General features: G+C 71.8%; 23 protein-coding genes and 1 pseudogene. 11 read left to right on the top strand and 13 right to left on the bottom strand.

Features of this window, described 5'->3' with window-relative positions; translation table 11 throughout:
• Window positions 1-10 precede the first annotated feature (10 nt).
• Complete coding sequence (locus tag ACIRPX_RS25730; protein ID WP_404198951.1) at window positions 11-826, top strand: class I SAM-dependent methyltransferase; 816 nt, start codon at window positions 11-13, stop codon at window positions 824-826.
• 84 nt (window positions 827-910) lie between these two features.
• On the opposite strand, the gene argS is transcribed toward ACIRPX_RS25730, so the two are convergent.
• Window positions 911-2680: an arginine--tRNA ligase gene (gene argS, locus ACIRPX_RS25725; protein ID WP_404198949.1), complete on the bottom strand. Its 1770-nt coding sequence runs from the start codon at window positions 2678-2680 to the stop codon at window positions 911-913.
• Between the two features lie 128 nt (window positions 2681-2808).
• Here argS and lysS point away from each other — a divergent pair, with 128 nt between their 5' ends.
• Window positions 2809-4548 carry a lysine--tRNA ligase gene (gene lysS, locus ACIRPX_RS25720; RefSeq protein WP_404198946.1) on the top strand — a complete coding sequence of 580 codons (1740 nt, stop codon included), beginning with the start codon at window positions 2809-2811 and terminating at the stop codon, window positions 4546-4548.
• A gap of 43 nt (window positions 4549-4591) precedes the next feature.
• Here the strand turns inward: lysS and ACIRPX_RS25715 are convergent, their stop codons facing one another.
• The 3 genes from ACIRPX_RS25715 to ACIRPX_RS25705 all read right to left on the bottom strand — a co-directional run bounded on the left by ACIRPX_RS25715 (window position 4592) and on the right by ACIRPX_RS25705 (window position 7833).
• Window positions 4592-5803, bottom strand: coding sequence for a DUF2637 domain-containing protein (locus ACIRPX_RS25715; protein WP_404198944.1), 1212 nt, complete (start codon window positions 5801-5803; stop codon window positions 4592-4594).
• Between the two features lie 156 nt (window positions 5804-5959).
• On the bottom strand, window positions 5960-6865 hold the full coding sequence (locus tag ACIRPX_RS25710) for a DUF3558 domain-containing protein (protein WP_404198942.1): 906 nt from the start codon (window positions 6863-6865) through the stop codon (window positions 5960-5962).
• A 134-nt stretch (window positions 6866-6999) separates the two neighbouring features.
• Entirely contained in the window at window positions 7000-7833 is an 834-nt protein-coding gene (locus ACIRPX_RS25705) for a DUF3558 domain-containing protein (RefSeq protein ID WP_404198940.1), read from the bottom strand.
• A 205-nt stretch (window positions 7834-8038) separates the two neighbouring features.
• On the opposite strand from ACIRPX_RS25705, the gene ACIRPX_RS25700 reads away from it, so the two are divergent.
• Entirely contained in the window at window positions 8039-9232 is a 1194-nt protein-coding gene (locus ACIRPX_RS25700; RefSeq protein WP_404198937.1) for an RtcB family protein, read from the top strand.
• A 12-nt stretch (window positions 9233-9244) separates the two neighbouring features.
• On the opposite strand, the gene ACIRPX_RS25695 is transcribed toward ACIRPX_RS25700, so the two are convergent.
• From ACIRPX_RS25695 to ACIRPX_RS25685, 3 genes are read right to left on the bottom strand one after another with little or no spacing between them, the layout of a single operon-like run.
• On the bottom strand, window positions 9245-9388 hold the full coding sequence (locus ACIRPX_RS25695; RefSeq protein WP_404198934.1) for a hypothetical protein: 144 nt from the start codon (window positions 9386-9388) through the stop codon (window positions 9245-9247).
• Window positions 9385-10158 carry an SDR family NAD(P)-dependent oxidoreductase gene (locus ACIRPX_RS25690; protein ID WP_404198931.1) on the bottom strand — a complete coding sequence of 258 codons (774 nt, stop codon included), beginning with the start codon at window positions 10156-10158 and terminating at the stop codon, window positions 9385-9387. The genes ACIRPX_RS25695 and ACIRPX_RS25690 overlap by 4 nt, the downstream gene beginning before the upstream one ends.
• 53 nt (window positions 10159-10211) lie before the next feature.
• Window positions 10212-10550, bottom strand: a complete 339-nt coding sequence (locus ACIRPX_RS25685) for a YnfA family protein (RefSeq protein WP_404198928.1) — start codon at window positions 10548-10550, stop codon at window positions 10212-10214.
• Between the two features lie 116 nt (window positions 10551-10666).
• Here ACIRPX_RS25685 and ACIRPX_RS25680 point away from each other — a divergent pair, with 116 nt between their 5' ends.
• Together ACIRPX_RS25680 and ACIRPX_RS25675 are read left to right on the top strand one after the other, a co-directional pair.
• The gene (locus tag ACIRPX_RS25680) at window positions 10667-11134 is read left to right on the top strand and encodes a hypothetical protein (RefSeq protein WP_404198925.1); all 468 of its coding nucleotides are present in this window, start codon (window positions 10667-10669) and stop codon (window positions 11132-11134) included.
• 84 nt (window positions 11135-11218) lie between these two features.
• Window positions 11219-11692 carry a MarR family winged helix-turn-helix transcriptional regulator gene (locus ACIRPX_RS25675; protein ID WP_404198922.1) on the top strand — a complete coding sequence of 158 codons (474 nt, stop codon included), beginning with the start codon at window positions 11219-11221 and terminating at the stop codon, window positions 11690-11692.
• On the opposite strand, the gene ACIRPX_RS25670 is transcribed toward ACIRPX_RS25675, so the two are convergent.
• Window positions 11689-12108: a winged helix-turn-helix transcriptional regulator gene (locus ACIRPX_RS25670; protein WP_404198920.1), complete on the bottom strand. Its 420-nt coding sequence runs from the start codon at window positions 12106-12108 to the stop codon at window positions 11689-11691. The two genes, ACIRPX_RS25675 and ACIRPX_RS25670, sit on opposite strands and share 4 nt — an antisense overlap.
• Window positions 12109-12230: 122 nt before the next feature.
• Between ACIRPX_RS25670 and ACIRPX_RS25665 the strand changes: the two genes are divergently transcribed.
• Complete coding sequence (locus ACIRPX_RS25665) at window positions 12231-13121, top strand: NADP-dependent oxidoreductase (RefSeq protein ID WP_404198917.1); 891 nt, start codon at window positions 12231-12233, stop codon at window positions 13119-13121.
• A gap of 204 nt (window positions 13122-13325) precedes the next feature.
• On the opposite strand, the gene ACIRPX_RS25660 is transcribed toward ACIRPX_RS25665, so the two are convergent.
• Window positions 13326-14798 (bottom strand): MFS transporter, encoded by a 1473-nt coding sequence (locus tag ACIRPX_RS25660; protein ID WP_404198914.1) that lies wholly within the window; start codon window positions 14796-14798, stop codon window positions 13326-13328.
• Between the two features lie 51 nt (window positions 14799-14849).
• Window positions 14850-15644: a DUF6597 domain-containing transcriptional factor gene (locus tag ACIRPX_RS25655; protein WP_404198911.1), complete on the bottom strand. Its 795-nt coding sequence runs from the start codon at window positions 15642-15644 to the stop codon at window positions 14850-14852.
• A 105-nt stretch (window positions 15645-15749) separates the two neighbouring features.
• On the opposite strand from ACIRPX_RS25655, the gene ACIRPX_RS25650 reads away from it, so the two are divergent.
• From ACIRPX_RS25650 to ACIRPX_RS25635, 4 genes are all read left to right on the top strand, one after another.
• Window positions 15750-16910, top strand: coding sequence for an LLM class flavin-dependent oxidoreductase (locus ACIRPX_RS25650; RefSeq protein ID WP_404198908.1), 1161 nt, complete (start codon window positions 15750-15752; stop codon window positions 16908-16910).
• Entirely contained in the window at window positions 16907-17548 is a 642-nt protein-coding gene (locus ACIRPX_RS25645; protein WP_404198905.1) for an FMN reductase, read from the top strand. The genes ACIRPX_RS25650 and ACIRPX_RS25645 overlap by 4 nt, the downstream gene beginning before the upstream one ends.
• Window positions 17549-17639: 91 nt before the next feature.
• Window positions 17640-18347, top strand: coding sequence for a response regulator transcription factor (locus tag ACIRPX_RS25640; RefSeq protein WP_404199017.1), 708 nt, complete (start codon window positions 17640-17642; stop codon window positions 18345-18347).
• Window positions 18348-19787, top strand: coding sequence for an ATP-binding protein (locus ACIRPX_RS25635; RefSeq protein WP_404198903.1), 1440 nt, complete (start codon window positions 18348-18350; stop codon window positions 19785-19787). It begins immediately after the preceding gene.
• 116 nt (window positions 19788-19903) lie between these two features.
• Here ACIRPX_RS25635 and ACIRPX_RS25630 read toward each other — a convergent pair.
• The 3 genes and pseudogenes from ACIRPX_RS25630 to dhaM all read right to left on the bottom strand — a co-directional run.
• Window positions 19904-20236 (bottom strand): annotated as a pseudogene (locus ACIRPX_RS25630) (ATP-binding protein); the annotation flags it as partial.
• A 164-nt stretch (window positions 20237-20400) separates the two neighbouring features.
• Entirely contained in the window at window positions 20401-20700 is a 300-nt protein-coding gene (locus tag ACIRPX_RS25625; protein ID WP_404198900.1) for an HPr family phosphocarrier protein, read from the bottom strand.
• On the bottom strand, window positions 20684-21076 hold the full coding sequence (gene dhaM / locus ACIRPX_RS25620) for a dihydroxyacetone kinase phosphoryl donor subunit DhaM (protein WP_404198898.1): 393 nt from the start codon (window positions 21074-21076) through the stop codon (window positions 20684-20686). The genes ACIRPX_RS25625 and dhaM overlap by 17 nt, the downstream gene beginning before the upstream one ends.
• 60 nt (window positions 21077-21136) lie before the next feature.
• Here dhaM and ACIRPX_RS25615 point away from each other — a divergent pair, with 60 nt between their 5' ends.
• Complete coding sequence (locus tag ACIRPX_RS25615) at window positions 21137-21916, top strand: IclR family transcriptional regulator (protein ID WP_404198895.1); 780 nt, start codon at window positions 21137-21139, stop codon at window positions 21914-21916.
• Window positions 21917-22066 lie beyond the last annotated feature (150 nt).

The raw sequence follows: 22066 nt of genomic DNA, 5'->3' as shown, positions 1-22066 counted from the left end.
TAGTGGGCGCATGCCCACTCCTGCGTCCACCCCGAACCGGCCCCATGAGCACCGGGACATCGCCGAGTCCTTCGGCGGCGACGCCGAGCGCTACGACCGGGCCCGGCCCCGCTATCCCGACGCCCTCGTGCGGCGGATCGCCGCTGCCCTGCCCGGTCCGGACGTCCTCGACGTCGGCTGCGGCACCGGGATCGCCGCCCGGCAGTTCCGGGCCGCCGGGTGCCGGGTGCTCGGGGTCGAACCCGACGCGCGTATGGCCGAGTTGGCCCGGGGCCCGGACCGGGACGTCGACGTGGACGTGGCGACGTTCGAGCAATGGGAGCCGGGGGAGCGGCGGTTCGACGCCGTCGTTGCCGGGACGGCCTGGCACTGGGTCGATCCCGTCGCGGGCGTGGCCAAGGCGGCCCGGGTCCTGCGCCCCGGCGGCCTGCTGGCCCCCTTCTGGAACGTCGCCGACATCCCGGCCGACCTGGCCGAGGCCGTCGCCGACGCCTGCGCACGCGTCATGCCCGACGCGCCGTTCGACTTCCGCGCGGTCCTGACGAGGTCGATGGTGGACGGCTACCGGACGTTCCTGGACGGGGCGGCCGACGTGATCCGGGCGGCCGGCGGCTTCGGCGAGCCCGAACAGTGGCGCTACGACTGGGAGTTCACCTACACCCGCGACGCCTGGCTGGACGTCATGCCCACCCAGGGCGCCTTCACCCGCCTCCCGGCCGACGGGCTCGGCGAGATCCTGGACGCCGCCGGGGCCGCCATCGACGCGCGGGGCGGCAGCATCACCATGCCGTACGCGACGCTGGCCGTGACCGCGCGACGGAACTGAGGCACTGCCGCGGCCGGCGCCGACGGCCGCGGCCCGCCCTCCCCGCGCGGGGAGAGGACGGGCCGCGCGCGTGCGGTCGGGCGCTCAGAGGCGCTCGGGCGTCCGGATGCCCAGCAGGGCCATGCCCCGGTGCAGCGTCCGCGCCGTCACGTCGCACAGGAAGAGGCGGTTCTCCGCGACGTCCTGGGCGGGAGCCGGCTTCACCACCGGGCACTGGTCGTAGAACGTCGTGTACAGGGACGCCAGCTGGTAGAGGTACGCGGCCACCTTGTGCGGTGCGTACTCCGCCGCCGACTCGAAGACCGTCTCGCCGAACGCGTCCAGGTGCAGGGCCAGCGCCCGCTCGGCCGGGGCGAGTTCGAGCTCCGGGTGGGCGAGCGGGGTGCGGTCGCCCGCCTTGCCGAAGATGGACCGGATACGGGCGTAGGCGTACTGCAGGTACACGCTCGTGTCGCCGTTCAACGACACCATCTGGTCCAGGTCGAACTTGTAGTCACGGTTCGGCGAGGTCGACAGGTCCGCGTACTTCACGGCGCCGATGCCGACGTACCGGCCGTTCTCGGCGATCTCCTCCTCGCTCAGGCCCACCTTCCCGGCCTTCTCCCGCACGACCGCCGTGGCCCGCTCGACCGCCTCGTCCAGCAGGTCCTCCAGCCGGACCGTCTCGCCCTCACGCGTCTTGAACGGCTTGCCGTCCGCGCCCAGCACCGTGCCGTAGCCCATGTTGTGCGCGGTGACGCCCTCGTTCAGCCAGCCGGCCCGCCGGGCCGTCTCGAAGACCATCTTGAAGTGCAGGGACTGGCGCACGTCCACCACGTAGAGCAGCGTCGTGGCCTGCAGGTCGAAGACACGGTTGCGGATCGCGGACAGGTCGGACGCCGCGTAGCCGAAGCCGCCGTCCGCCTTCTGCACGATCAGCGGCACCGGCTGGTCGTCCTTGCCGCGGATCTCGTCGAAGAAGACGACCAGCGCGCCCTCGGAGCGGACGGCGACACCCGACTCCTCCAGCAGCCGCGCGGTCTGAGCCATCATGTCGTTGTACGCGGACTCGCCGACGATCTCCTCGTCGCGGATCCGCATGTCGAGCTTCTCGAAGACCGAGTTGAAGTAGACCTTCGACTCGTCCACGAACTGCTGCCACAGCTCGAGCGTCTCCTTGTCGCCGGACTGCAGGGCGACGACCCGCTTGCGGGCCCGCTCCTTGAACTCCTCGTCCGCGTCGAAGACCGCACGCGACGCCTTGTAGACCCGGTTCAGGTTGCTCATCGCCTGCTCGCCGTCGACGTCGGCCGCCGGGGCCAGCTCGCCGGGGTGCTCGAACAGGTACTGGATGAGCATGCCGAACTGGGTGCCCCAGTCGCCGATGTGGTGCCGGCCGATCGTCTTCTCACCGGTGAAGTCGAGCATGCCGCGCAGGGCGTCGCCGATGACCGCCGAGCGCAGATGGCCGACGTGCATCTCCTTCGCCACGTTCGGCTGGGCGTAGTCGACGACCGTGACCCCGGCGTCCTGGCGCAGCGGCACACCGAGGCGGCCGGTGTCGTCGGCGTAACGCGCCGCGAGGTTCTTCGTGATCGCCCGGTCCGAGAGCGTGACGTTCAGGAAGCCGGGGCCGGAGACCTCGACCTCCTCGATCACGTCACCGGTGACGAGATTGCCGACGACCTGCGCCGCCAGCTCCCGGGGGTTGGCCTTGGCCTTCTTGGCGAGGGCGAGGATGCCGTTCGCCTGGAAGTCGGCCCGGTCGCTGCGTCGCAGCAGCGGGTCCGCACCGGCGGCCTCCGGCAGGGTGGCCGAGAGGGCGGACGCGAGCTGCTGCTGGACGGAGTCGCTGAGGGACGTGACCGAGGCCATAGGAAGGGGAGCCGTTCTCCTCGTGGGGATGGATAGACCCAGCAAGTATCCCACGGGGGGTAAAGCGGTTTTCTCCGTCGCAGGGCCGTCTGTGAGAATGGAGCCTCACCCCGTTCAGAAAGAAGGACGTGCCGATCGTGGCTCAGAGCACCGAGACCACCGACTGGGTCTCCCGTTTCGCGGATGAGGTCATCGAGGAGTCGGAGCGCCGGGCACCGGGCAAACCGGTCGTCGTCGCGTCCGGGCTGTCCCCCTCCGGGCCGATCCACCTCGGCAACCTGCGCGAGGTCATGACCCCGCACCTCGTCGCCGACGAGGTGCGGCGCCGCGGGCGCCAGGTGCGCCACCTCATCTCCTGGGACGACTACGACCGCTACCGCAAGGTGCCGGCCGGGGTCGCCGGGGTCGACGAGACGTGGGCCGAGCACATCGGCAAGCCGCTGACCTCGGTCCCGGCGCCCAAGGGCTCGCCGTACCCGAACTGGGCCGAGCACTTCAAGGCCGCCATGGTCGCCTCGCTGGCCGAACTCGGCGTGGAGTTCGACGGGATCAGCCAGACCGCGCAGTACACCTCGGGCGTCTACCGCGAGCAGATCCTGCACGCCATGAAGCACCGGCGGGACATCGACGCCGTGCTCGCCCAGTACCGGACGAAGAAGGCCCCCGCCAGGAAGCAGCAGCAGAAGCCCGTCGACGAGGCCGAGCTGGAGGCCGCGGAGGGCTCCGGCGCCGCCGCCGAGGACGACGGCTCCGGCTCGGCCGGGTACTTCCCGTACAAGCCGTACTGCGGCAACTGCGAGAAGGACCTGACCACGGTCACCTCCTACGACGACGCCACGACCGAGCTGACGTACGCCTGCACGGCGTGCGGCTTCTCCGAGACCGTCCGGCTGAGCGAGTTCAACCGCGGCAAGCTGGTCTGGAAGGTCGACTGGCCGATGCGGTGGGCCTACGAGGGCGTCGTCTTCGAGCCCAGCGGCGTCGACCACTCCTCCCCGGGCTCCTCCTTCCAGGTGGGCGGGCAGATCGTCGGCATCTTCGGCGGCAAGCAGCCGATCGGGCCGATGTACGCCTTCGTCGGCATCTCCGGCATGGCGAAGATGTCCTCCTCGCGCGGCGGAGTGCCCACAGCCGCCGACGCGCTGAAGATCATGGAGCCCCAGCTCCTGCGCTGGCTGTACGCCCGCCGCCGGCCCAACCAGTCCTTCAAGATCGCCTTCGACCAGGAGATCCAGCGCCTCTACGACGAGTGGGACAAGCTGGGCGCCAAGGTCGCCGACGGGTCCGCGCTCCCCGCGGACGTGGCCGCGCACGCCCGGGCGGTCGGCACGGCCGCCGGCGAGCTGCCGTCGACCCCGCGCCCGATGCCGTACCGGACGCTGGCCTCGGTCGCCGACATCACCGCCGGGCACGAGGACCAGGCGCTGCGCATCCTCAGCGAACTGGACCCGGCCAACCCGCTCGGCACGCTCGACGAGGTGCGGCCCCGCTACGACAGGGCCGAGGCCTGGATCAACACACAGGTGCCGGCCGACCAGCGCACCATCGTGCGCGACGAGCCCGACGCCGATCTGCTGAAGTCCCTCGACGAGCCGTCCCAGGAGTCCCTGCGGCTGCTGCTCGACGGGCTCGCCGAACACTGGTCGCTCGACGGGCTGACCCACCACGTCTACGGCGTGCCCAAGGTCCAGGCCGGGTTCCCCGCGGACGCCACGCCCAAGGAACTGCCGCCGGAGATCAAGACCGCCCAGCGGACGTTCTTCGCGCTGCTGTACCACCTGCTGGTCGGGCGGGACACGGGACCGCGCCTGCCCACCCTGCTGCTGGCGGTGGGGCAGGAGCGGGTGCGGCGCCTGCTCGGCGCGTAGTGCTGTGCACCGCGTGAGAGGGGCCCTCGCCCGAGGGTCCCTCTCACGCGATGTGGTCCTCCTCCAGCTCCGCGTTGTAGCGGTTGGTGAAGCGATTGACCATGCGCTTGGCCTCCTCCGGAGGGAGCGCGTAGCTGAACTCCGCCTCGAAGTTCTCGCTGAACTCCCGGGGCGTCGGGTAGCTGCCGTCTATCGACTTCTTGAAGACCAGGTAGTAGTCCTCCTCCGTCGGCTCCGGCTCGCCGCCGCCCTCGCCCAGCTCACGCGTGCGGCCCGGACTGACCGGGATCTGGAAGCTGCCGGTCTCCTCCGGGGAGGGCTCCTCGTACAGGGGCTCCGGTTCGGGATACTGCTCGGCCGCCTGCTGCTCCGCGAACCACTGGGCGTACTGCTCGGGGTCGTAGTTCGGGTCGTAGTCGCCGTGATACTCGGCCTGCTGCGGCACGTTGAACCACGGGCTCTCTTCCGGCGCGGGCAGGTACTGCTCCGGAGGGGGCGGCGCCACGGCGGCGCGGCTCTCCACGGCGGGGGCCGTGACCTGGGGGGCCGGCGGCAGGACCGCGGGCTCGATCCCCGCGGCCGCCAGGCCCGAGGGGGCCGTCTCCGCCAGCGGGACGCCGTAGCGGGCCAGCCGCAGCGGCATCAGGGACTCCACCGGGGCCTTGCGGCGCCAGGCGCGGCCGAAGCGGGAGCGCAGCCGGGCCTGGTAGACCAGCCGCTCCTGCTCCAGCTTGATCACCTGCTCGTAGGAGCGCAGCTCCCACAGCTTCATGCGCCGCCACAGCAGGAACGTCGGCACCGGCGAGAGCAGCCAGCGGGTGAGGCGCACGCCCTCCATGTGCTTGTCGGCGGTGATGTCGGCGATGCGGCCGATCGCGTGCCGGGCCGCCTCGACGGAGACCACGAAGAGGATCGGGATCACCGCGTGCATGCCCACGCCCAGCGGGTCCGGCCAGGCGGCGGCGCCGTTGAAGGCGATCGTCGCCGCGGTCAGCAGCCAGGCCGTCTGACGCAGCAGCGGGAACGGGATCCGGATCCAGGTGAGCAGGAGGTCGAGGGCCAGCAGGACGCAGATACCCGCGTCGATGCCGATCGGGAAGACGTAGGAGAAGTTCCCGAAGCCCTTCTTGAGGGCCAACTCGCGCACCGCCGCGTACGAACCGGCGAAGCCGATGCCGGCGATGATCACGGCGCCGGTCACGACCACGCCGATGAGAATCCGGTGCATCCGAGTCAGCTGCAGTGGCGCGGCCACTCGTACTCCCCTCCCCTTGCGTGCTGTTGCGCGCAACAGAGTGGCACAAGTGTCCGGCGAACGCGGTGCCGGGACGGCGGAAGCCCGGTCCCCACCGGGGGCCGGACTCCGTCAAAAAGCGGTGCTGAGCTGCGACTTGGCGTCCAGATGTGACAGTCAGCTCTTCTTGGACGCTGAAGAGGACGGAGAGGGCGAAGACGACTTCGCGGCCTTCGACGGGGACGGGGACGCCTTCTTCGAGGCCGACGCGGACGGCGAGGGCTTCGAAGAACCCGAGCCGGAGCCTGCCCCCGAGCCGCCGCCGCCGTTCGCCGACGCGACCGAGGCGACGGCCTCCTTGGCCGCCTGCTCCGCGGCCTTCGACAGGGAGTCGGCGTCCGGGGTCTTCTCACCGGCCAGACCGGCGCCGTTGTAGTCGACCGTGACGACGACGTTCTCGACGCGCGTGACGACCGTCTGCTGCTTGAAGGCGCCTTCCTTCTTCTTCAGGTCGTAGCGCACCAGCGTCGCCTCGTCGCCCGTCCCGGCGACCGGCTGCGTCTTGGCGTTCTTCGCGCCCTCGACCCCCATGGCGTCCTTGACCTGCTTCGCGTAGTACGCGTGCGCCAGCCGGTCGCCCGCACCGCGCTGGGCGTCCGAATCGAAGCGCAGCAGCGAGACGTTGAGCCAGCGGAACTGCGAGCCCTTCACGCCGTTGTTGTCCAGGCTGCTCCAGGAGCAGCTCGCCCGGGTCGCGGTGTCGTCCGACGCGCCTTCCTTGCCGGACTTGGCACCCTTCGGCACCAGGGAGGTCAGCGTCTTCTTCGACAGCACCGCGCACGAGCCCGGCAACTTCCGGTACGCCGCCGCCTGCACCGTCGGCGACGCGCTCGCGCCCGACTGCGACGAGGACGTGCCGTCGCCCGCGTCCTTGCTCCCCCCGTCACCGGAGCCGGAGTCGGACGAGCAGGCCGCCGCGAACACCATCACGGGCAGCGCGAGCGCGCAGACGGCGACACGCCCCGCGCGCCTCGGCCGACGGTCTCGCTGGTTCCGCTGGTCTCGCTTCGCTGCTCGCTGCATGGTTCCTTCACTCATGACGCTGTGGTCCTGCGGTCGGCGGTTCGGGTCCGAGGGGCCACGGTACGCGGTGAGGAAACTGTGTGCTTCTGCTTCACGGGCTTTGCGGGCGGGCGGCCGGTACGGCCGAAAGGGGGTCAGCCGCCCAGGGTGTCGGCCAGCTGACTCGCCAGTTTCCGGGCCCTGTCCTGCATTTCCTTGCTGTCCGGGGCCACGCCGGCGACGGCCGGCTGCTCCTCGTACTGGATGGTCACAATGACGTTGGACGTGCGGAACGCCACAGTCACCGTGCGCTGCTGAGCCGTCGACGCGGAGCCGCTGAGCGCGTCGTCCAGGTACGCCTCGTCGCCGAGGTCGCTCAGGACGCGGGGCTGCAGATCGGACGGTGCGACGGAGGGGGAGGCGGAGCCGGAGGCCGGGGCGGAGGCCGCGCCGGACGCGGCGGGCGAGGCGCCCGGTCCGGTGGCGCCGGGCGCGGGATGTGCACCCGAGCCGCCCTCCGCGCTGCCGGAGGAGCCGGGCTCGGGCAGGTCGGCCGCCGTCTGCTTCTGCGCGAACAACTCCTGCGCCTGGGCGTCGTCGCTCACGGAGTTGTCGTAGGAGACGACGCGCTCGAAGTCGACGAGGAGATGGTCGGTCGCGTCCGACGACGGGACCTTCCAGCGGCAGCCCACCTTGCGGTCGGTGTCGTACGTGAGCGTGGCCTCGCCCTCGTACGCCTTCTCGCGCTGCTGCTCGTCGGTGATCTCCTTGATGCCGGGCAGCAGTGCGTCGAGGGTGCTGTGGCCGGGGGCGCCGCACGGCTCCGGGAGCGTGCGGTACTTGCCGGGCTGGGCCGCGGCGGTCGCGGTGCCGGCGTCGCCCGGGTTGGAGTCGTCGGTCGAACCACCGCCGCTCGAGCCACCGGTGCAGCCGGCCAGCAACGCCGCGAGGAGAGCGGCGACGCCGGATACGTAGGCCTTCCGCTGCACGGGCTGGCTCCTCTCGACGGTGGGGCTGGGGCCGTGGCTCCAGTGTCCCTGCTGGTTATTCGCTTGCCGGGCGGGGGCGTCCCCTGGAGACAATGTGTATCGCACGCACTGCCGTGGACGCCGGTCCGTCGACCTGTTTCAACGACCTTGGCGCCGGTTTTGCGCTTTCTTGCTTCTGTTGTGTTTCCGGGGGAATGAGGACGATATGTCGTACGTGGAAATGCCGGGCGCGAAGGTCCCGATCCGCCTGTGGACCGACCCGGCGTCGGTCGAGGAAGTGGCCCTCCAGCAGCTCCGCAACGTCGCGACCCTGCCCTGGATCGAGGGCCTCGCCGTCATGCCGGACGTCCACTACGGCAAGGGCGCGACGGTCGGCTCCGTCATCGCCATGCGGGGCGCGGTCTGCCCGGCGGCGGTGGGCGTCGACATCGGCTGCGGCATGTCGGCGGTCCGCACGTCCCTGACGGCGAACGACCTGCCGGGCGATCTGTCCCGGCTGCGGTCGAAGGTGGAGCAGGCGATTCCGGTGGGGCGGGGGATGCATGACGACCCGGTCGAGCCGGGCCGCTTCCACGCGCTCCCGACCGCGGGGTGGGACGACTTCTGGGGGCGGTTCGACGGGGTCGCCGAAGCGGTGAAGTTCCGTGCCGAGCGGGCGGCGAAGCAGATGGGGACCCTGGGATCGGGGAATCACTTCTGTGAAATATGCGTGGATGCGTCCGGTTCGGTGTGGATCGTGCTCCACTCCGGGTCGAGGAACATCGGCAAGGAGCTGGCCGAGCATCACATCGGCGTCGCGCAGAAGCTTCCGCACAACCAGGGCCTGGTCGACCGCGACCTCGCGGTGTTCGTCGCGGACACCCCGCAGATGGCGGCGTACCGCAACGACCTGTTCTGGGCCCAGGAGTACGCGAAGTACAACCGCACGCTGATGATGGCGCTCGTGAAGGACGTGATCCGCAAGGAGTTCAAGAAGGCGAGGCCGACCTTCGAGGCGGAGATCTCCTGCCACCACAACTATGTGGCGGAGGAGCGCTACGAGGGCATGGACCTGCTGGTCACCCGTAAGGGGGCGATTCGTGCGGGCTCCGGTGAGTACGGAATCATTCCGGGCTCGATGGGCACCGCCACCTACATCGTGAAGGGTCTCGGCAACGAGAAGGCCTTCAACTCGGCCTCGCACGGCGCGGGTCGGCGCATGAGCCGCAACGCGGCGAAGCGGCGCTTCTCGACCAAGGACCTGGAGGAGCAGACGCGGGGCGTGGAGTGCCGCAAGGACTCCGGCGTCGTCGACGAGATCCCGGGCGCGTACAAGCCGATCGACCAGGTCATGGACCAGCAGCGGGACCTGGTCCAGGTCGTGGCGAAGCTGAAGCAGGTCGTGTGCGTGAAGGGCTGATCCGACGCGGTGCTACTTGGCGTGCAGGACCGCGTAGATCATGACGAAGGCCACGATGTGGATGCCGAAGAGGAAGTACGCGAGGTAGTACCAGACGTATCGTTCGCGCTTCTTCTCCAGGGCGAGGCGGCGGCGTTCCGTGGCGTCGGGTGTCATGGCGCGCGGTGGACCTTGGTGTTGGACGCCTGGGCGCGGGGGCGCAGGACGAGGAGGTCGACGTTGACGTGGCTGGGGCGGGTGACCGTCCAGGCGATCGTCTGCGCCACGTCGTCGGCCGTCAGGGGGTCGGGCACGCCCTCGTAGACCTTCGAGGCCCGCTGCTCGTCGCCGCCGAAGCGGGTCAGGGCGAACTCGTCCGTCTTGACCATGCCGGGCGCGATCTCGATGACGCGCACCGGCTGGCCGACGATCTCCAGGCGGAGGGTCTCGGCGAGGACGTGCTCGCCGTGCTTGGCGGCGACGTAGCCCGCGCCGCCCTCGTACGTGCCGTGCCCGGCGGTGGAGGAGACGACGACCACCGTGCCGTCGCCGCTCGCCACGAGCTTGGGCAGCAGCGCCTGGGTGAGGTTCAGCGTGCCGATGACGTTCGTCTCGTACATCGAGCGCCAGTGGGCCGGGTCGCCGGTCGCCACCGGGTCGGCGCCGAGCGCGCCGCCCGCGTTGTTGACCAGGACGCCGACCGTCTTGAACGCGCTCGCGAATGCGTCGACCGCCGCACGGTCGGTGACGTCGAGCTGGTACGCCGCGGCCGAGTGGCCCGCCGCGTTGATCTCCTCCGCGACGGCCTCGATGCGGTCCTTGCGGCGGGCGGTGAGGACGACGCGGTAGCCGGCCGCGGCGAGCTGCCGGGCCGTGGCGGCGCCGATGCCGCTGCTCGCACCGGTCACGATCGCGATGCGGGAGGCGGCGGACGGTGCGGTTGCCATGCGGTGCTCCTGGTCTGCGGTGTGCGGTCGGCTCCGTTCAGCGTAAGTGAGGTTCAGCCGCCGTTCCTCGGCGCCCACATGATCACGGCCATTCCGGCCAGGCAGACGAGCGCGCCGGTGATGTCCCAGCGGTCCGGGCGGTAGCCGTCCGCGACCACGCCCCACAGGATCGACCCGGCCACGAAGATCCCGCCGTACGCGGCGAGGATGCGGCCGAAGTGGGCGTCGGGCTGAAGGGTGGCGACGAAGCCGTAGGCGCCGAGGGCCAGGACGCCCCCGGCCGCCCACAGCCAGCCGCGGTGTTCGCGCACGCCCTGCCAGATCAGCCAGGCGCCGCCGATCTCGAAGAGCGCGGCGACGGCGAACAGGGCTGCGGAGCGGGCGACGAGCATGACGGCAGCCTGCCATGCGCGCTGTCACCTGATGGACGGCGCCTGCCGCGCGCTCCGCGTGGGATACATCCGGTGGGATACGTCCGTACGCCCGCGGCGGAGTGAGGAGTGGTGGCATGCGCAGGGTTCTCCCGGTGTCGGTGGCGGCGTTCGCGGCGGTGGCCGCGGGGGTGGTGCCCGCTGCCGCAGGCGGCGGCGCTCCCGAGGCCGATCTGGCGTACCACGGCGTCGTCTCGATGGCCGGAGGCCGGGTGGACCTGCGGCTCGTGCCGCGCAACCACGGGCCGTCCGCCGTGCCGGACGCGACGGTGCGGCTGCGCTGGTCGGCGCCGCTCGTGGACCGGCAGTCGCTGCCCGAGGGGTGTGTGCGGTCGCAGGCGCGGGCCGTGCTGTGCCGGGTGGGGGCGCTGGCCGCGGACGACGTGGGCCGGCCGATCGCGCTGCGGGTGCGGCTGCGGGGCGCGCCGTCCGAGGTGGTGCTGGAGACGGACACGGTGTGGAGCGCGGGCGCCGTGGACCGCAACCGCCCGAACGACCGGCAGCGGGTGCTGGTCCTCGACACCGGCGACGCGTACCACTTCTAGGGATCGGCGGGAGCCGTACGATCTCCGCACGGTACGGACGCGCGGGCTGCGGGCGTGCGCGGTGTGGACGAGGAGGAGCGAGGCATGGCCGGGAACGCGCGGGAGCGGCTGCTCGAGGAGCTGTCCGAGGTCTCGCGCCGCTACATGGCCTCGTACGCCCTGTTCAACCAGGCCGTCGCCGACCGCATCGGGCTGCACCCCACCGATCTGCAGTGCCTGAACCTGCTGACGCTGGAGGGCGGGCCGGTGACGACCGGCCGGATCGCGGCGATGACGGGGCTGACGACCGGGTCGGCGACACGGCTGGTGGACCGGCTGGAGAAGGCGGGTTACGTCGTACGGCAGCGGGACGCGACGGACCGGCGGCGGGTGCTGGTGGCGACCGTGCCGGAGCGGATCGCGGAGTTCGGGCGGATGTGGGAGCGGCTGAGCGGCGGGTGGTCGGCGCTCTTCGACGAGCTGGACGACGCCGAACTGGCCGTGGTGATCGGGCACATGGGGCGCACCGTGGAGTTCGGCGCGGAGCAGATCGCGCGGTTGCGGGCGGGCGAGGTCTAGGCCGTGGCCCGCGCCTTGTCGCTGTCGGCGTCGTAACGCTCGCGTGCCGCGTGCACTTCGTCGAAGTGGGTCTCGGCCCAGGTCTTCACGGCGGTCATCAGCTGGGCGAGGCTGCCGCCGAGTTCGGTGAGCTCGTAGTCCACGCGGACCGGTACGGACGGGGTGACCGTGCGGGTGAGGATGCCGTCGCGCTCCAGCGAACGCAGTGTCTGCGTCAGCATCTTGGGGCTCACGCCCGCGATCTTGCGGCTGAGGTCGCTGTAGCGCATGGGCCCGGTGGCGAGCGCCGCGACGACCAGGCTGACCCACTTGTCGCTCAGGCGGTCGAGGAGCTGGTTGGTCGGGCAGGCGCGCAGGAAGGCGTCGTACGCGACGCGGGCCTGCTCGCGCTTCTGGGCCGCGTTCATGGTCGCCATGGGTCTCCTCCGGGTGCGGTAGGCACCTTCAGGTAACTACTTCCTCCTGGATAGTACCTCTCCCTAGGGTTGTTGCAGCACAGAGGAAACGGTACGAATCATCTCAATTCCGGGAGGCAGTCATGCGTGCTGCAGTGGTGAAGACCTTCGGCGGGCCCGAGAGCGTGGAGATCGTCGAGACCGAGGTGCCCGAGCCGGGTGCGCGTCAGGTGCGGATCAGGGTCGCGGCGGCCGCGCTGAATCCGGTGGACGCGGGTGTGCGCGGCGGGTTCTTCGGGGGTGCGGGCAAGCAGATCGGGTTCGGCTGGGACGTCGCCGGGACCGTGGACGCCACGGGTGTGGCGACGGCCTGGAGCGTGGGCGACGAGGTGGTGGCTCTGGACCCCGGCATGGTGCGGCCGCTGGGCACGCACGCCGAGTACGTCGTCGTCGACACGGACGCGGTGGCGAAGGCGCCGGCCACGGTCGACGCCGTGCACGCGGCGACCTTGCCGCTGAACGCCCTGACCGCCGAACAGGCCCTGGACCTGCTGGCGTTGGCGGAAGGGCAGTCGCTGCTGGTGACGGGCGCGGCGGGTGCGGTCGGCGGCTTCGCGATCCAGCTCGCCGTCGCCCGGGGCCTGTCGGTGACCGCGCTCGCCAGGGAGGGCGACGAGGAGCTCGTACGGTCCCTGGGGGCCTCCCGTTTCGCGTCCGGGACCGCCGAGGCGGGTGCCTTCGACGGCGTGCTGGACGCCGCGAACCTCGGTGCGGCGGCGCTGGAGTGGGTCCGGGACGGCGGCGTCTACGTGGGCGTCCGCCCCGGCGGCCAGCCGGATCCGGTACGCGGCATCCGGACCACCGCGGTCGCCGTCACCTCCGACGGAGCCCGCCTCGCGGGGCTGGCGTCCCTGGTCGACGACGGCGTCCTGACCCTGCGGGTGGCCGACACCTACCCCCTGGATGCCGCGGCCAAGGCCCACGCCCGCCTGGAGGAGGGCGGAGTCAGGGGCCGCCTGGTCCTGATCCCTTGAGCGACCTTCCGAAGCCCCTTGCGGGGCGGTTCCCCAAGGGTGGCCCGGCTCGGCGGAACGCCCTGAAGACGCCGGCGAGGCCCCCAGGCGGACCGCGCACCTCCCCGCGCCCCTGAGCGGCAGCACCGCCCGGGGGTGCGGGGAACCGCGCGCCCGACCACGACGCACCCGCACCCGCACCTGCACCCGCACCTGCCCTCCGGCCTACTCCGCCTCCGCCGAGTGTCCGGCCGCCTGCTCCGCCTCCGCCGAATGCCCGCCCCCCTGCTCCGCCTCCGTCGAATGCCCCGCCGCACCCCCCGGCAGCAGGCGTACGAGCGGCAGGCACAGGAGCACCGTGCCCGCGACGACGGCGAGGCTCACCAGCAGGCCGTGGGACTCGCCGCCCTCGGCCGCCCGGAAGTACACACTGGTCACCCCGGCGGAGCCACCCGCGTTGGCGAGTTGCTGCACCGCGTTGAGCGAGCCGCTCGCACTGCCCGCCTCCTCGGCGGCGATGTCGCCGATGGTGATGTCGTAGACGGTGCCGAAGCAGGTGCCCATGCCGAGGCCGACCAGGAGCAGGGGCGGGAGCAGGACCGGGCCGCCGCGGTCGGCGAGCAGGGCCAGCCCCCCGCAGCCGGCGAGGATCAGCAGCAGCCCGGCGACGACCAGCCGGCGGCCGTGGGTGTGGATCAGCCGGTAGCAGGCGACGGACGCGACGACGATGCCCGCCGAGAGCGGGATCAGGCCGAGCGCCGTGCCGGCGGGGGAGCGGCCGAGGCCCCGCTGGAAGTGCAGCGAGAGGACGTAGAGGAGGCCGGCGACCGCGGCGAAGGTGAGGACGCCGAGGACCAGGCCCGAGGTGAAGCCGCGGTTGCGCAGCAGGGTGGGGCGGATCAGGGGCTCCGCGGCGGTGCGCTGGCGGTGCCAGAACGCGGCGAACAGGGCGAGGCCCAGCGAGAGCAGCGCGAGCGGCCGGGCCGTCCAGCCAGCCGAGCCGTCGATGAGGCCGCCGAGCAGACCGAGCATGGCGCCGCCGAGGAGGGCGGAGCCCGGCCCGTCGACGCGGACGGACGGGTCGCCCGGGTCGCGCGGGAGCAGCCGTGCGGCGGCGAGCAGGGCGGCACCGCCGAGGAGCAGGTTGATCAGGAACATGGGGCGCCAGCCCAGGCCGGCGAGGTCGGCGTCGACGAGGAAGCCGGCGAGGATCGGCCCGCCGACGGCCGACAGCCCCATCACCGGCCCGAAGAGGCTGAACGCCTTGCCGATCTCCTCCCTGGGCCAGGTGGCCCCGAGGATGCCGAAGCCCTGCGGAACCAGCAGGGCACCGAAGGCGCCCTGGACCAGCCGGGCGGCGACCAGGAACGCGGGCGCCGGGGCGAGCCCGCACGCGAGCGAGGCCGCGACGAACCCGGCGAGCCCGGTCAGGAACAGCCGCCGGCGCCCGTACTTGTCGCCGAGCCGTCCGCCGGGCACCAGCAGCACGCCGAGCGCCAGGGCGTAGGCGGCACCGAGCCACTGCACGAGGCCGGCACCGCCGCCCAGGTCACGGGTGATCGTGGGCGCGGCGATGTTGGTGATCGTGCCGTCGAGGAGGTCGAGGACGTCGGCGGCGAGGACGACGGCGAGGACGGCCCAGCGGGTGCGGGCGGGGAGCGGTGGGGTATCTCTTGCGTTACGAAGAATCTGCGTCACGCAGATAAATATCCGTGACGGACCACGCACGGTCAACCGGTTGACGCGGGCTCAGCCCACGCCCTGCGCCGCGTACGCCGTCGGCGGCACCCCGACCGTCGCCGTGAAGTCCCGTACCAGATGGGCCTGGTCGGCATAGCCGAGGTCGGCCGCGAGGGCGGCCCAGTCCACGGCCTGGTCGCCCTCCGCGCGCTCCAGGGCCTCATGGATGCGGTAGCGCAGGATGACCCACTTGGGGCCGACCCCCACATGCCCGGCGAACAGGCGCTGGAGCAGCCGTACGGACATCCCCTCGGACCGGGCGAGGTCGGCGACACGGCGGATCGTGCGGTCGGTGCGGATACGGTCGGCCAGGGCCATGGCGAACTCGGCCTGCGGGTCGGGGCCGGGCCCCAGGGAGAGCAGGAAGCGGTCCAGCGCGGCCACGCGCGCGTCCTCGGCGCCGGGAGCGAGGACGTCCTCGGTGTCGGCGTCCGGGAGGCGGACCCGGCGGCCCGTCCACTCCGACACCGGCCGGTCGGGGAAGAAGGGCCGGAAGCCGCCCGGACGGAACTGGATCCCGCAGACTCGGCCCCGCCCCTCCAGCTTCTGCGTGAACAGTTCGAGCCCGATCCCGGCCACCTCGGCGAACTGCTCCTGGCCGGCGTAGCGCTGGAAGACGATGTTCACGCTGGGGTGGGGGACCACGTGGGAGGCGTACGGCTGCGTGAGGTCCCAGTCGATCAGCCAGTAGTGCTCCAGGTACGGCCGCAGCGGCGGTGCCGGTTCGCGGCGGCGGAAACGGACGCGCGCGAAGAGCTCCGCGGCGTCGACGATGCCTCGGGTGTCACGGCGTGGGGCGGCCATGCGCCGAGCCTAGGACGGGGCACTGACAGCCCGCGGAATACGCGGGGGGGTGGCCGCCGTTCCCAGGTATAGTTGAAGCGTCAACAAAGTGGAGGTTGAGCGACCATGCAGTTCGGGATCTTCAGCGTCGGGGACGTCACCCCGGATCCCACGACGGGCCGTACGCCGACCGAGCGTGAGCGCATCAAGGCCATGGTCGCGATCGCGCTGAAGGCCGAGGAGGTCGGGCTCGACGTCTTCGCGACCGGTGAGCACCACAACCCGCCGTTCGTGCCGTCCTCGCCCACCACGATGCTCGGGTACATCGCGGCGCAGACCGACCGGCTGATCCTCTCCACGTCCACGACCCTCATCACCACGAACGACCCGGTGAAGATCGCCGAGGACTTCGCGATGCTCCAGCACCTGGCCGACGGGCGCACGGACCTGATGATGGGGCGCGGCAACACCGGCCCGGTCTACCCCTGGTTCGGCAAGGACATCCGCCAGGGCCTCAACCTGGCGATCGAGAACTACGCGCTGCTGCACCGGCTGTGGCGCGAGGACGTGGTGAACTGGGAGGGCAAGTTCCGTACGCCGCTGCAGGGCTTCACGGCCACGCCGCGGCCGCTGGACGGGGTCCCGCCGTTCGTCTGGCACGGCTCCATCCGCTCGCCGGAGATCGCCGAGCAGGCCGCGTACTACGGCGACGGCTTCTTCCACAACAACATCTTCTGGCCCGCCGACCACACCCGGCGCATGGTCGAGCTGTACCGGACCCGCTACGCGCACTACGGGCACGGCACGCCCGAGCAGGCGATCGTGGGCCTCGGCGGTCAGGTCTTCATGCGGAAGAACTCGCAGGACGCGGTGCGCGAGTTCCGCCCGTACTTCGACAACGCGCCGGTGTACGGCCACGGGCCCTCGCTGGAGGACTTCACCGAGCAGACCCCGCTGACCGTCGGCTCCCCGCAGCAGGTGATCGAGAAGACGCTGGCCTTCCGGGAGTACGCCGGTGACTACCAGCGCCAGCTGTTCCTGATGGACCACGCCGGGCTGCCGCTGAAGACCGTGCTGGAGCAGCTCGACCTGCTGGGCGAGGAGGTCGTGCCGGTGCTGCGCCGGGAGTTCGCCGCCGGACGCCCGGCCGGCGTGCCCGAGGCGCCGACCCACGCGTCCCTGCTGGCCGCCGCGCAGAACCCCAAGGACTCCAACGACTCGAAGGACTCGAAGGACTCGCAGGACTCGCAGGACTCGAAGGACTCGCAGGAGGAGGCCGCCGTATGAAGCTCGTCGTCGTCTCGGCGGGACTGAGCGTCCCGTCGTCCACCCGGCTGCTGGGCGACCGGCTCGCGGCCGCGCTGGGCCGGCAGGCCCCGGCCGAGCTCCAGGTCGTCGAAGTGCGCGACCTCGCCGTGGAGATCGCGCACCACTTCACCAACGGGTTCCCGGGCCGGAACCTGTCCGCCGCCCTCGACGCCGTGACCGCTGCCGACGGGCTGATCGTCGTCACCCCGGTGTTCTCGGCCTCGTACAGCGGCCTGTTCAAGTCCTTCTTCGACCTGCTCGACAAGGACGCGCTGGCGGGCAAGCCGGTGCTGATCGCCGCGACCGGCGGCACGGCCCGGCACTCGCTGGTGCTGGACCACGCGCTGCGCCCGCTCTTCTCCCATCTGCGCGCCGTGGTCGTACCCACCGGCGTCTACGCCGCCTCGGAGGACTGGGGTGCCGAGGGCCTGGACGACCGGATCGAGCGGGCGGCGGGCGAGCTGGCGGCGCTGATGACGGACCGGCCGGTGAGCGGGCCGGCGAAGGACGGCTTCACCGTGGTGCCCTTCGCCGAACAACTGGCGGCGCTGTCGCCCGCGGCCGACGGCCACTTCGGTGAGAAGACGGTAGGCGTCCCGCCCGGGTTGCCTCGGTGACGGTGAGAGCCCGGTAAAAAGGCTGATCTTAGGCAGGCGTGCTCGGCGGAACCGCGGTGGGCCGAGGCAGACTGGGTACGTGTCCCAGACTGTGCTGCTCGCCGAAGACGACCGTGCCATCCGTCATGCCCTGGAGCGGGCCCTGAGCCTGGAGGGCTACCAGGTCACCGCGGTCGCCGACGGCGTCGAGGCACTGGCACAGGCCCACAAGTCGCCGCCGGACGTGCTCCTGCTGGACGTGATGATGCCCGGCATCGACGGGCTCCAGGTCTGCCGGGTGCTGCGCGCCGAGGGCGACCGGACACCGATCCTGATGCTCACCGCGCTCGTCGAGACGGCGGACCGCATCGCGGGCCTGGACGCGGGCGCCGACGACTACGTGGTCAAGCCGTTCGACGTCGACGAGGTCTTCGCGCGGCTGCGCGCCCTGCTGCGCCGCACCAGCCCGGACCACGCCGCCCCGGTGGACGCGCCGAAGGAGCAGCCCCAGGTCTCCGACCGGCAGATCGAGGCGGCGGGGCTGCGCATGGACGTGCAGGCACGGCGCGCCTGGCGCGGGGAGCGCGAGCTGGAGCTGACCCGCACGGAGTTCGAACTGCTGGAACTGCTGGTCCGCAACGCCGGGATCGTCCTCGACCACGCCACCATCTACGACCGCATCTGGGGCTACGACTTCGGGCCCGGCTCCAAGAACCTCGCCGTCTACGTCGGCTATCTGCGCCGCAAGCTCGACGAACCGGGGGCGCCGGCGCTGATCCACACGGTCCGCGGTGTGGGTTACGTGCTGCGGGAGGACTGAGTGGGCCGGCTCAGGCGGCTGCTGGACAGACGGCGGCCCGGGCTGGTCTCGCTGCGCACCACGTTCGCGGTGTCGTTCGCGGCCGTCACCGCGGCCGTGACGGTGCTGGTGGGCGTGCTGTCGTACGGCGCGGCCGCCCGGCTGGTCCGCGTCGACCAGGAGTCGGTGTTCGACCAGGTCGTCCAGGACGTACGCGACGAGGTGCGGCAGCACCGGATGACGCCCGAGGACTTCTCCTCGTCCGCGCCCGGCCACGACGTGGTGCGGCCCGCGCGGACGGACGTGCAGGTGCTCGGGCCGACCGGCGACGTCGTCGACCGGGGCAGGCCCGGGCTGCCGGTCGGCGCGGACGACCGCGCGATCGCGGCCGGCCGCACCGCCGGGAAGGTGGTCGAGCACAAGGACGTCTACGTCGCCGCCGACATCTACCGCATCGCGACGGTCTCGCTGGGCGAGGGGCGGGGCGCGGTGCAGGTCGCGCAGGAGTTCAGCGACACCGAGGACCTGCTGCGGGCGCTTCAGCAGCGCACGCTGATCCTGATGGGCGCGGTGGTGGTCGCCGCGGGCCTGTTCGGCTGGTGGCTGGCCCGGCGCATCACCCGCCGGCTGGTCATCCTGACCTCGGCCGCGGAGGGCGTCGCCCGCACCCGCCGGCTCGGCATCGACGTGCCCGTCACGGGCTACGACGAGGTCGGCCGCCTCGGCCGCGCCTTCGACCGCATGCTGGGCCGGCTCGCGCAGTCGGAGGAGGACCAGCGCCGGCTGGTCCAGGACGCGGGCCACGAACTGCGCACGCCGCTCACCTCGCTGCGGACGAACATCTCGCTGCTGCGCCGTATCGACGAACTGCCGCCGGCCGCCCGCGAGGAGCTGGTCGCCGACCTCGGCCAGGAGGCCCGCGAGCTGACCGACCTGGTCAACGAGCTGGTGGACCTCGCGGCCGGGCAGTCCGACACCGAGCCTCCGCAGCGGGTGGACCTGGCCGAGATCGCCGAGGACGTCGCGGGGCTCGCCCGGCGCCGCACCGGCCACGAGATCCGGGTCCGCGCGAGCGGCGACACGACGGCCGACGGCCGCCCCGGCATGCTGCAGCGCGCGATCTCCAACCTCGTCGAGAACGCGGCCAAGTTCGACCGCGACGGCACGGGCCCCATCGAGATCGCCGTCCTCGGGCCCGCCCGCCCGGGCACGGTCCGCGTCGAGGTCCTCGACCGCGGGCCCGGGATCGCCGACTGCGACCTGATGCGCATCTTCGACCGCTTCTACCGCGCGGCCGACGCCCGCTCCCTGCCCGGCTCCGGCCTCGGCCTCTCGATCGTCCGCGAGGTCGCCACGGCCCACGGCGGCGCACCCTTCGCCTTCCAGCGGGAGGGCGGCGGGTCGGTGATCGGGTTCACGGTGGTGGGGGTGCCGGGGAACACGACGCAGGGCCCGGCCTGACCGACACGGCGCACCCGGCCCGCACACGACAAGGGCGGGGCCGGAGATCCTGCTGCTTCGCCGGCCACGGCTGGTCGAGCGCCCATCCGGAGAACCGCCCATCGGGTGGTCGTCTCGGGATGGCGGGATACCCCGTGTCGTGCGGAGAGGGCCGCGACGATGCCGGTCCCGCGACCGTTCTCCCTGTGTTCGGCAGGGCGGGGGCTGTCACGGGACGTGTGTCGTCGGGGCACCGGCCCCGAGTCGATGACCTCGATGCGCAGGGCGCGGCGGCCGCCGACGTCGGGCAGGGACAACCGCAGCGCCGCCGGCGGCCGTGCGTGGGCGATCGCGTTGGTGGTCAGCTCCGAGATCACCAGGAGAGCGTCGTCGGTCGTCGGGGTGGGCACGCGCCATCGGGCGAGGACGGTGCGTGCCCGTCGGCGTACGACGGAGACGGCCTCCGGGATGTGCGGCAGCGCGCAGACCAGCTCGGCGTGCGAGTGCTGCGCGATTTCTGCTTCTGCGGTCAGACGTGTTCGTGGCGGGGACGCTCGTCCTCGGCCAACTCGACCGGTCGTTGCCTCTCATGTCGGAAGCGGAGGCTGGAACCGTGCCACCGGTGACGGACGGATCACTCGGCGGTGGCGAGGATCTGCGTCAACGCCGCGACGGCCTCTTCGGCGTCGTGGCCCTCGGCGCGGACGGTCACGGTGCTGCCGACGGTGGCCCCCAGGCCCATGACGGCGAGGACTCCGGTCGGATTGACCGTCCGGTTGCCGTACTCCAGTTGTATGGCACTGGTGAATGTCGCTGCGGCGCGGGCGAGTCGGCCCGCGGGCCGGGCGTGGAGGTCGGCGGGCAGGACGACGGCCGTCTCGTGCTTGGACGCGGTCGCTGCGGTGGTGGCGGTGGACTCAGAGCTTGTGGACATGGCGGGCCTCCTTGGCGGCGTCGGCGACGGTCTTGAGGTCGGCGCCGGATGCGGCGGTGACGACGGCTGCGACGGCTCCTTCGACGAAGGGCGCGTCGACGATCAGCACGTCAGGGCGGGGATGGTCGTCCAGGACGGTGCGGGCGGTCAGGACGGAGCTGCCGAGGTCGGGCAGGACGACGACGCCTCCGCCGCGGTCGACGCTGCGGATGGCGTCGAGGACGAGGTCGTAGCTGGTGCCGATCCGGCTGTCGTCGGTGCCTCCGGCAGTGCCGAGGGGAACTGCGTCGGAGCCGATCTGCTCCACCAGCAGGCGAAGGCCCGCGGCGAGCTCGGCGCTGTGGGACACGAGTACGATGCCGACAGATGCGCTCATGAACAGTTACGGTAAATCTCGGAACGCTGTTCAGCAATAGTGAATCAGGGAGAACTTTCGATGGTGCAGGCGGTGCAGCGGGCGGTGCAGATACTGCGGGAGCTCGCGTCCACCGGGCCCCGGCTCGGCGTGACCGAGTTGGCCGACCGTCTGGGCGTGGCCAAGCCGACCGTGCATGCGCTGCTGCGCACGCTGGAGGCCGAGGGGCTGGTCGTACAGGACCGGGACAGCTCGAAGTACCAGCTCGGACCGGACCTGGTGCAACTGGGCAATGCCTACCTGGACACCCAGGAGCTGCGGACCCGCTCCCTGACCTGGGCGGACCAGCTCGCGAATCGGACGAACGAGGCGGTCTGGGTGGCCGTGCTCACCGGCGACCACGTCCTGGTGGTGCACCATGCGTTCCGGCCCGAGGGGGCTGTGCAGATCCTTGAGGTGGGCGCCAGCATTCCGTGGAGCACGTGTGCCCTGGGGAAGGCCATCGCAGCCTTCCTGCCGGCCGGCGAGCGTGAGCGGCTGCTCGCGGGTGAGCCGGCCGTGCTCACCGGCGCCAGCATCACCGATGCGGAGGAGCTGGCAGGTCAGCTGAAGGAGGTCCTCAGGACGGGGTACGCGATGGAGGATCAGGAGTCCGCCATCGGGGACGCGGGGATCGCGTCTCCCGTCTTCGACCGTTCCGGTGAGGTGGTCGGCGCTCTCGGCATCGTCGGCCCCGTGGAGCGGCTGCTCGCCGAACCGGCACGTCAGGAACTTGCCGTCGCCGTCCGGGAGACCGCCCGCAACCTTTCCCGCGATCTGGGCGCCCCTCGCGGGGCGGCCGCACGCAGCACCGTGACCTGACCCGAACGCGGTGGCAGTCGTCCGCCGTCCCGCCCCGCCTCTGATCCAGGCCCCTCCGCAGCTGCCGAGGGGCCTTCTTTGCGCCCGCGGAACCCCAGCGCTGCCGAAGCCCTTGACAGGTCGGAAACACGGCCTTAATTTCCAGAACAA

Source organism: Streptomyces sp. NPDC101225 (genome assembly GCF_044767585.1).
Taxonomy (GTDB): domain Bacteria; phylum Actinomycetota; class Actinomycetes; order Streptomycetales; family Streptomycetaceae; genus Streptomyces.
Note: the sequence above shows the minus strand (reverse complement) of the source record. Positions and strands in the feature narration are given on the sequence as shown.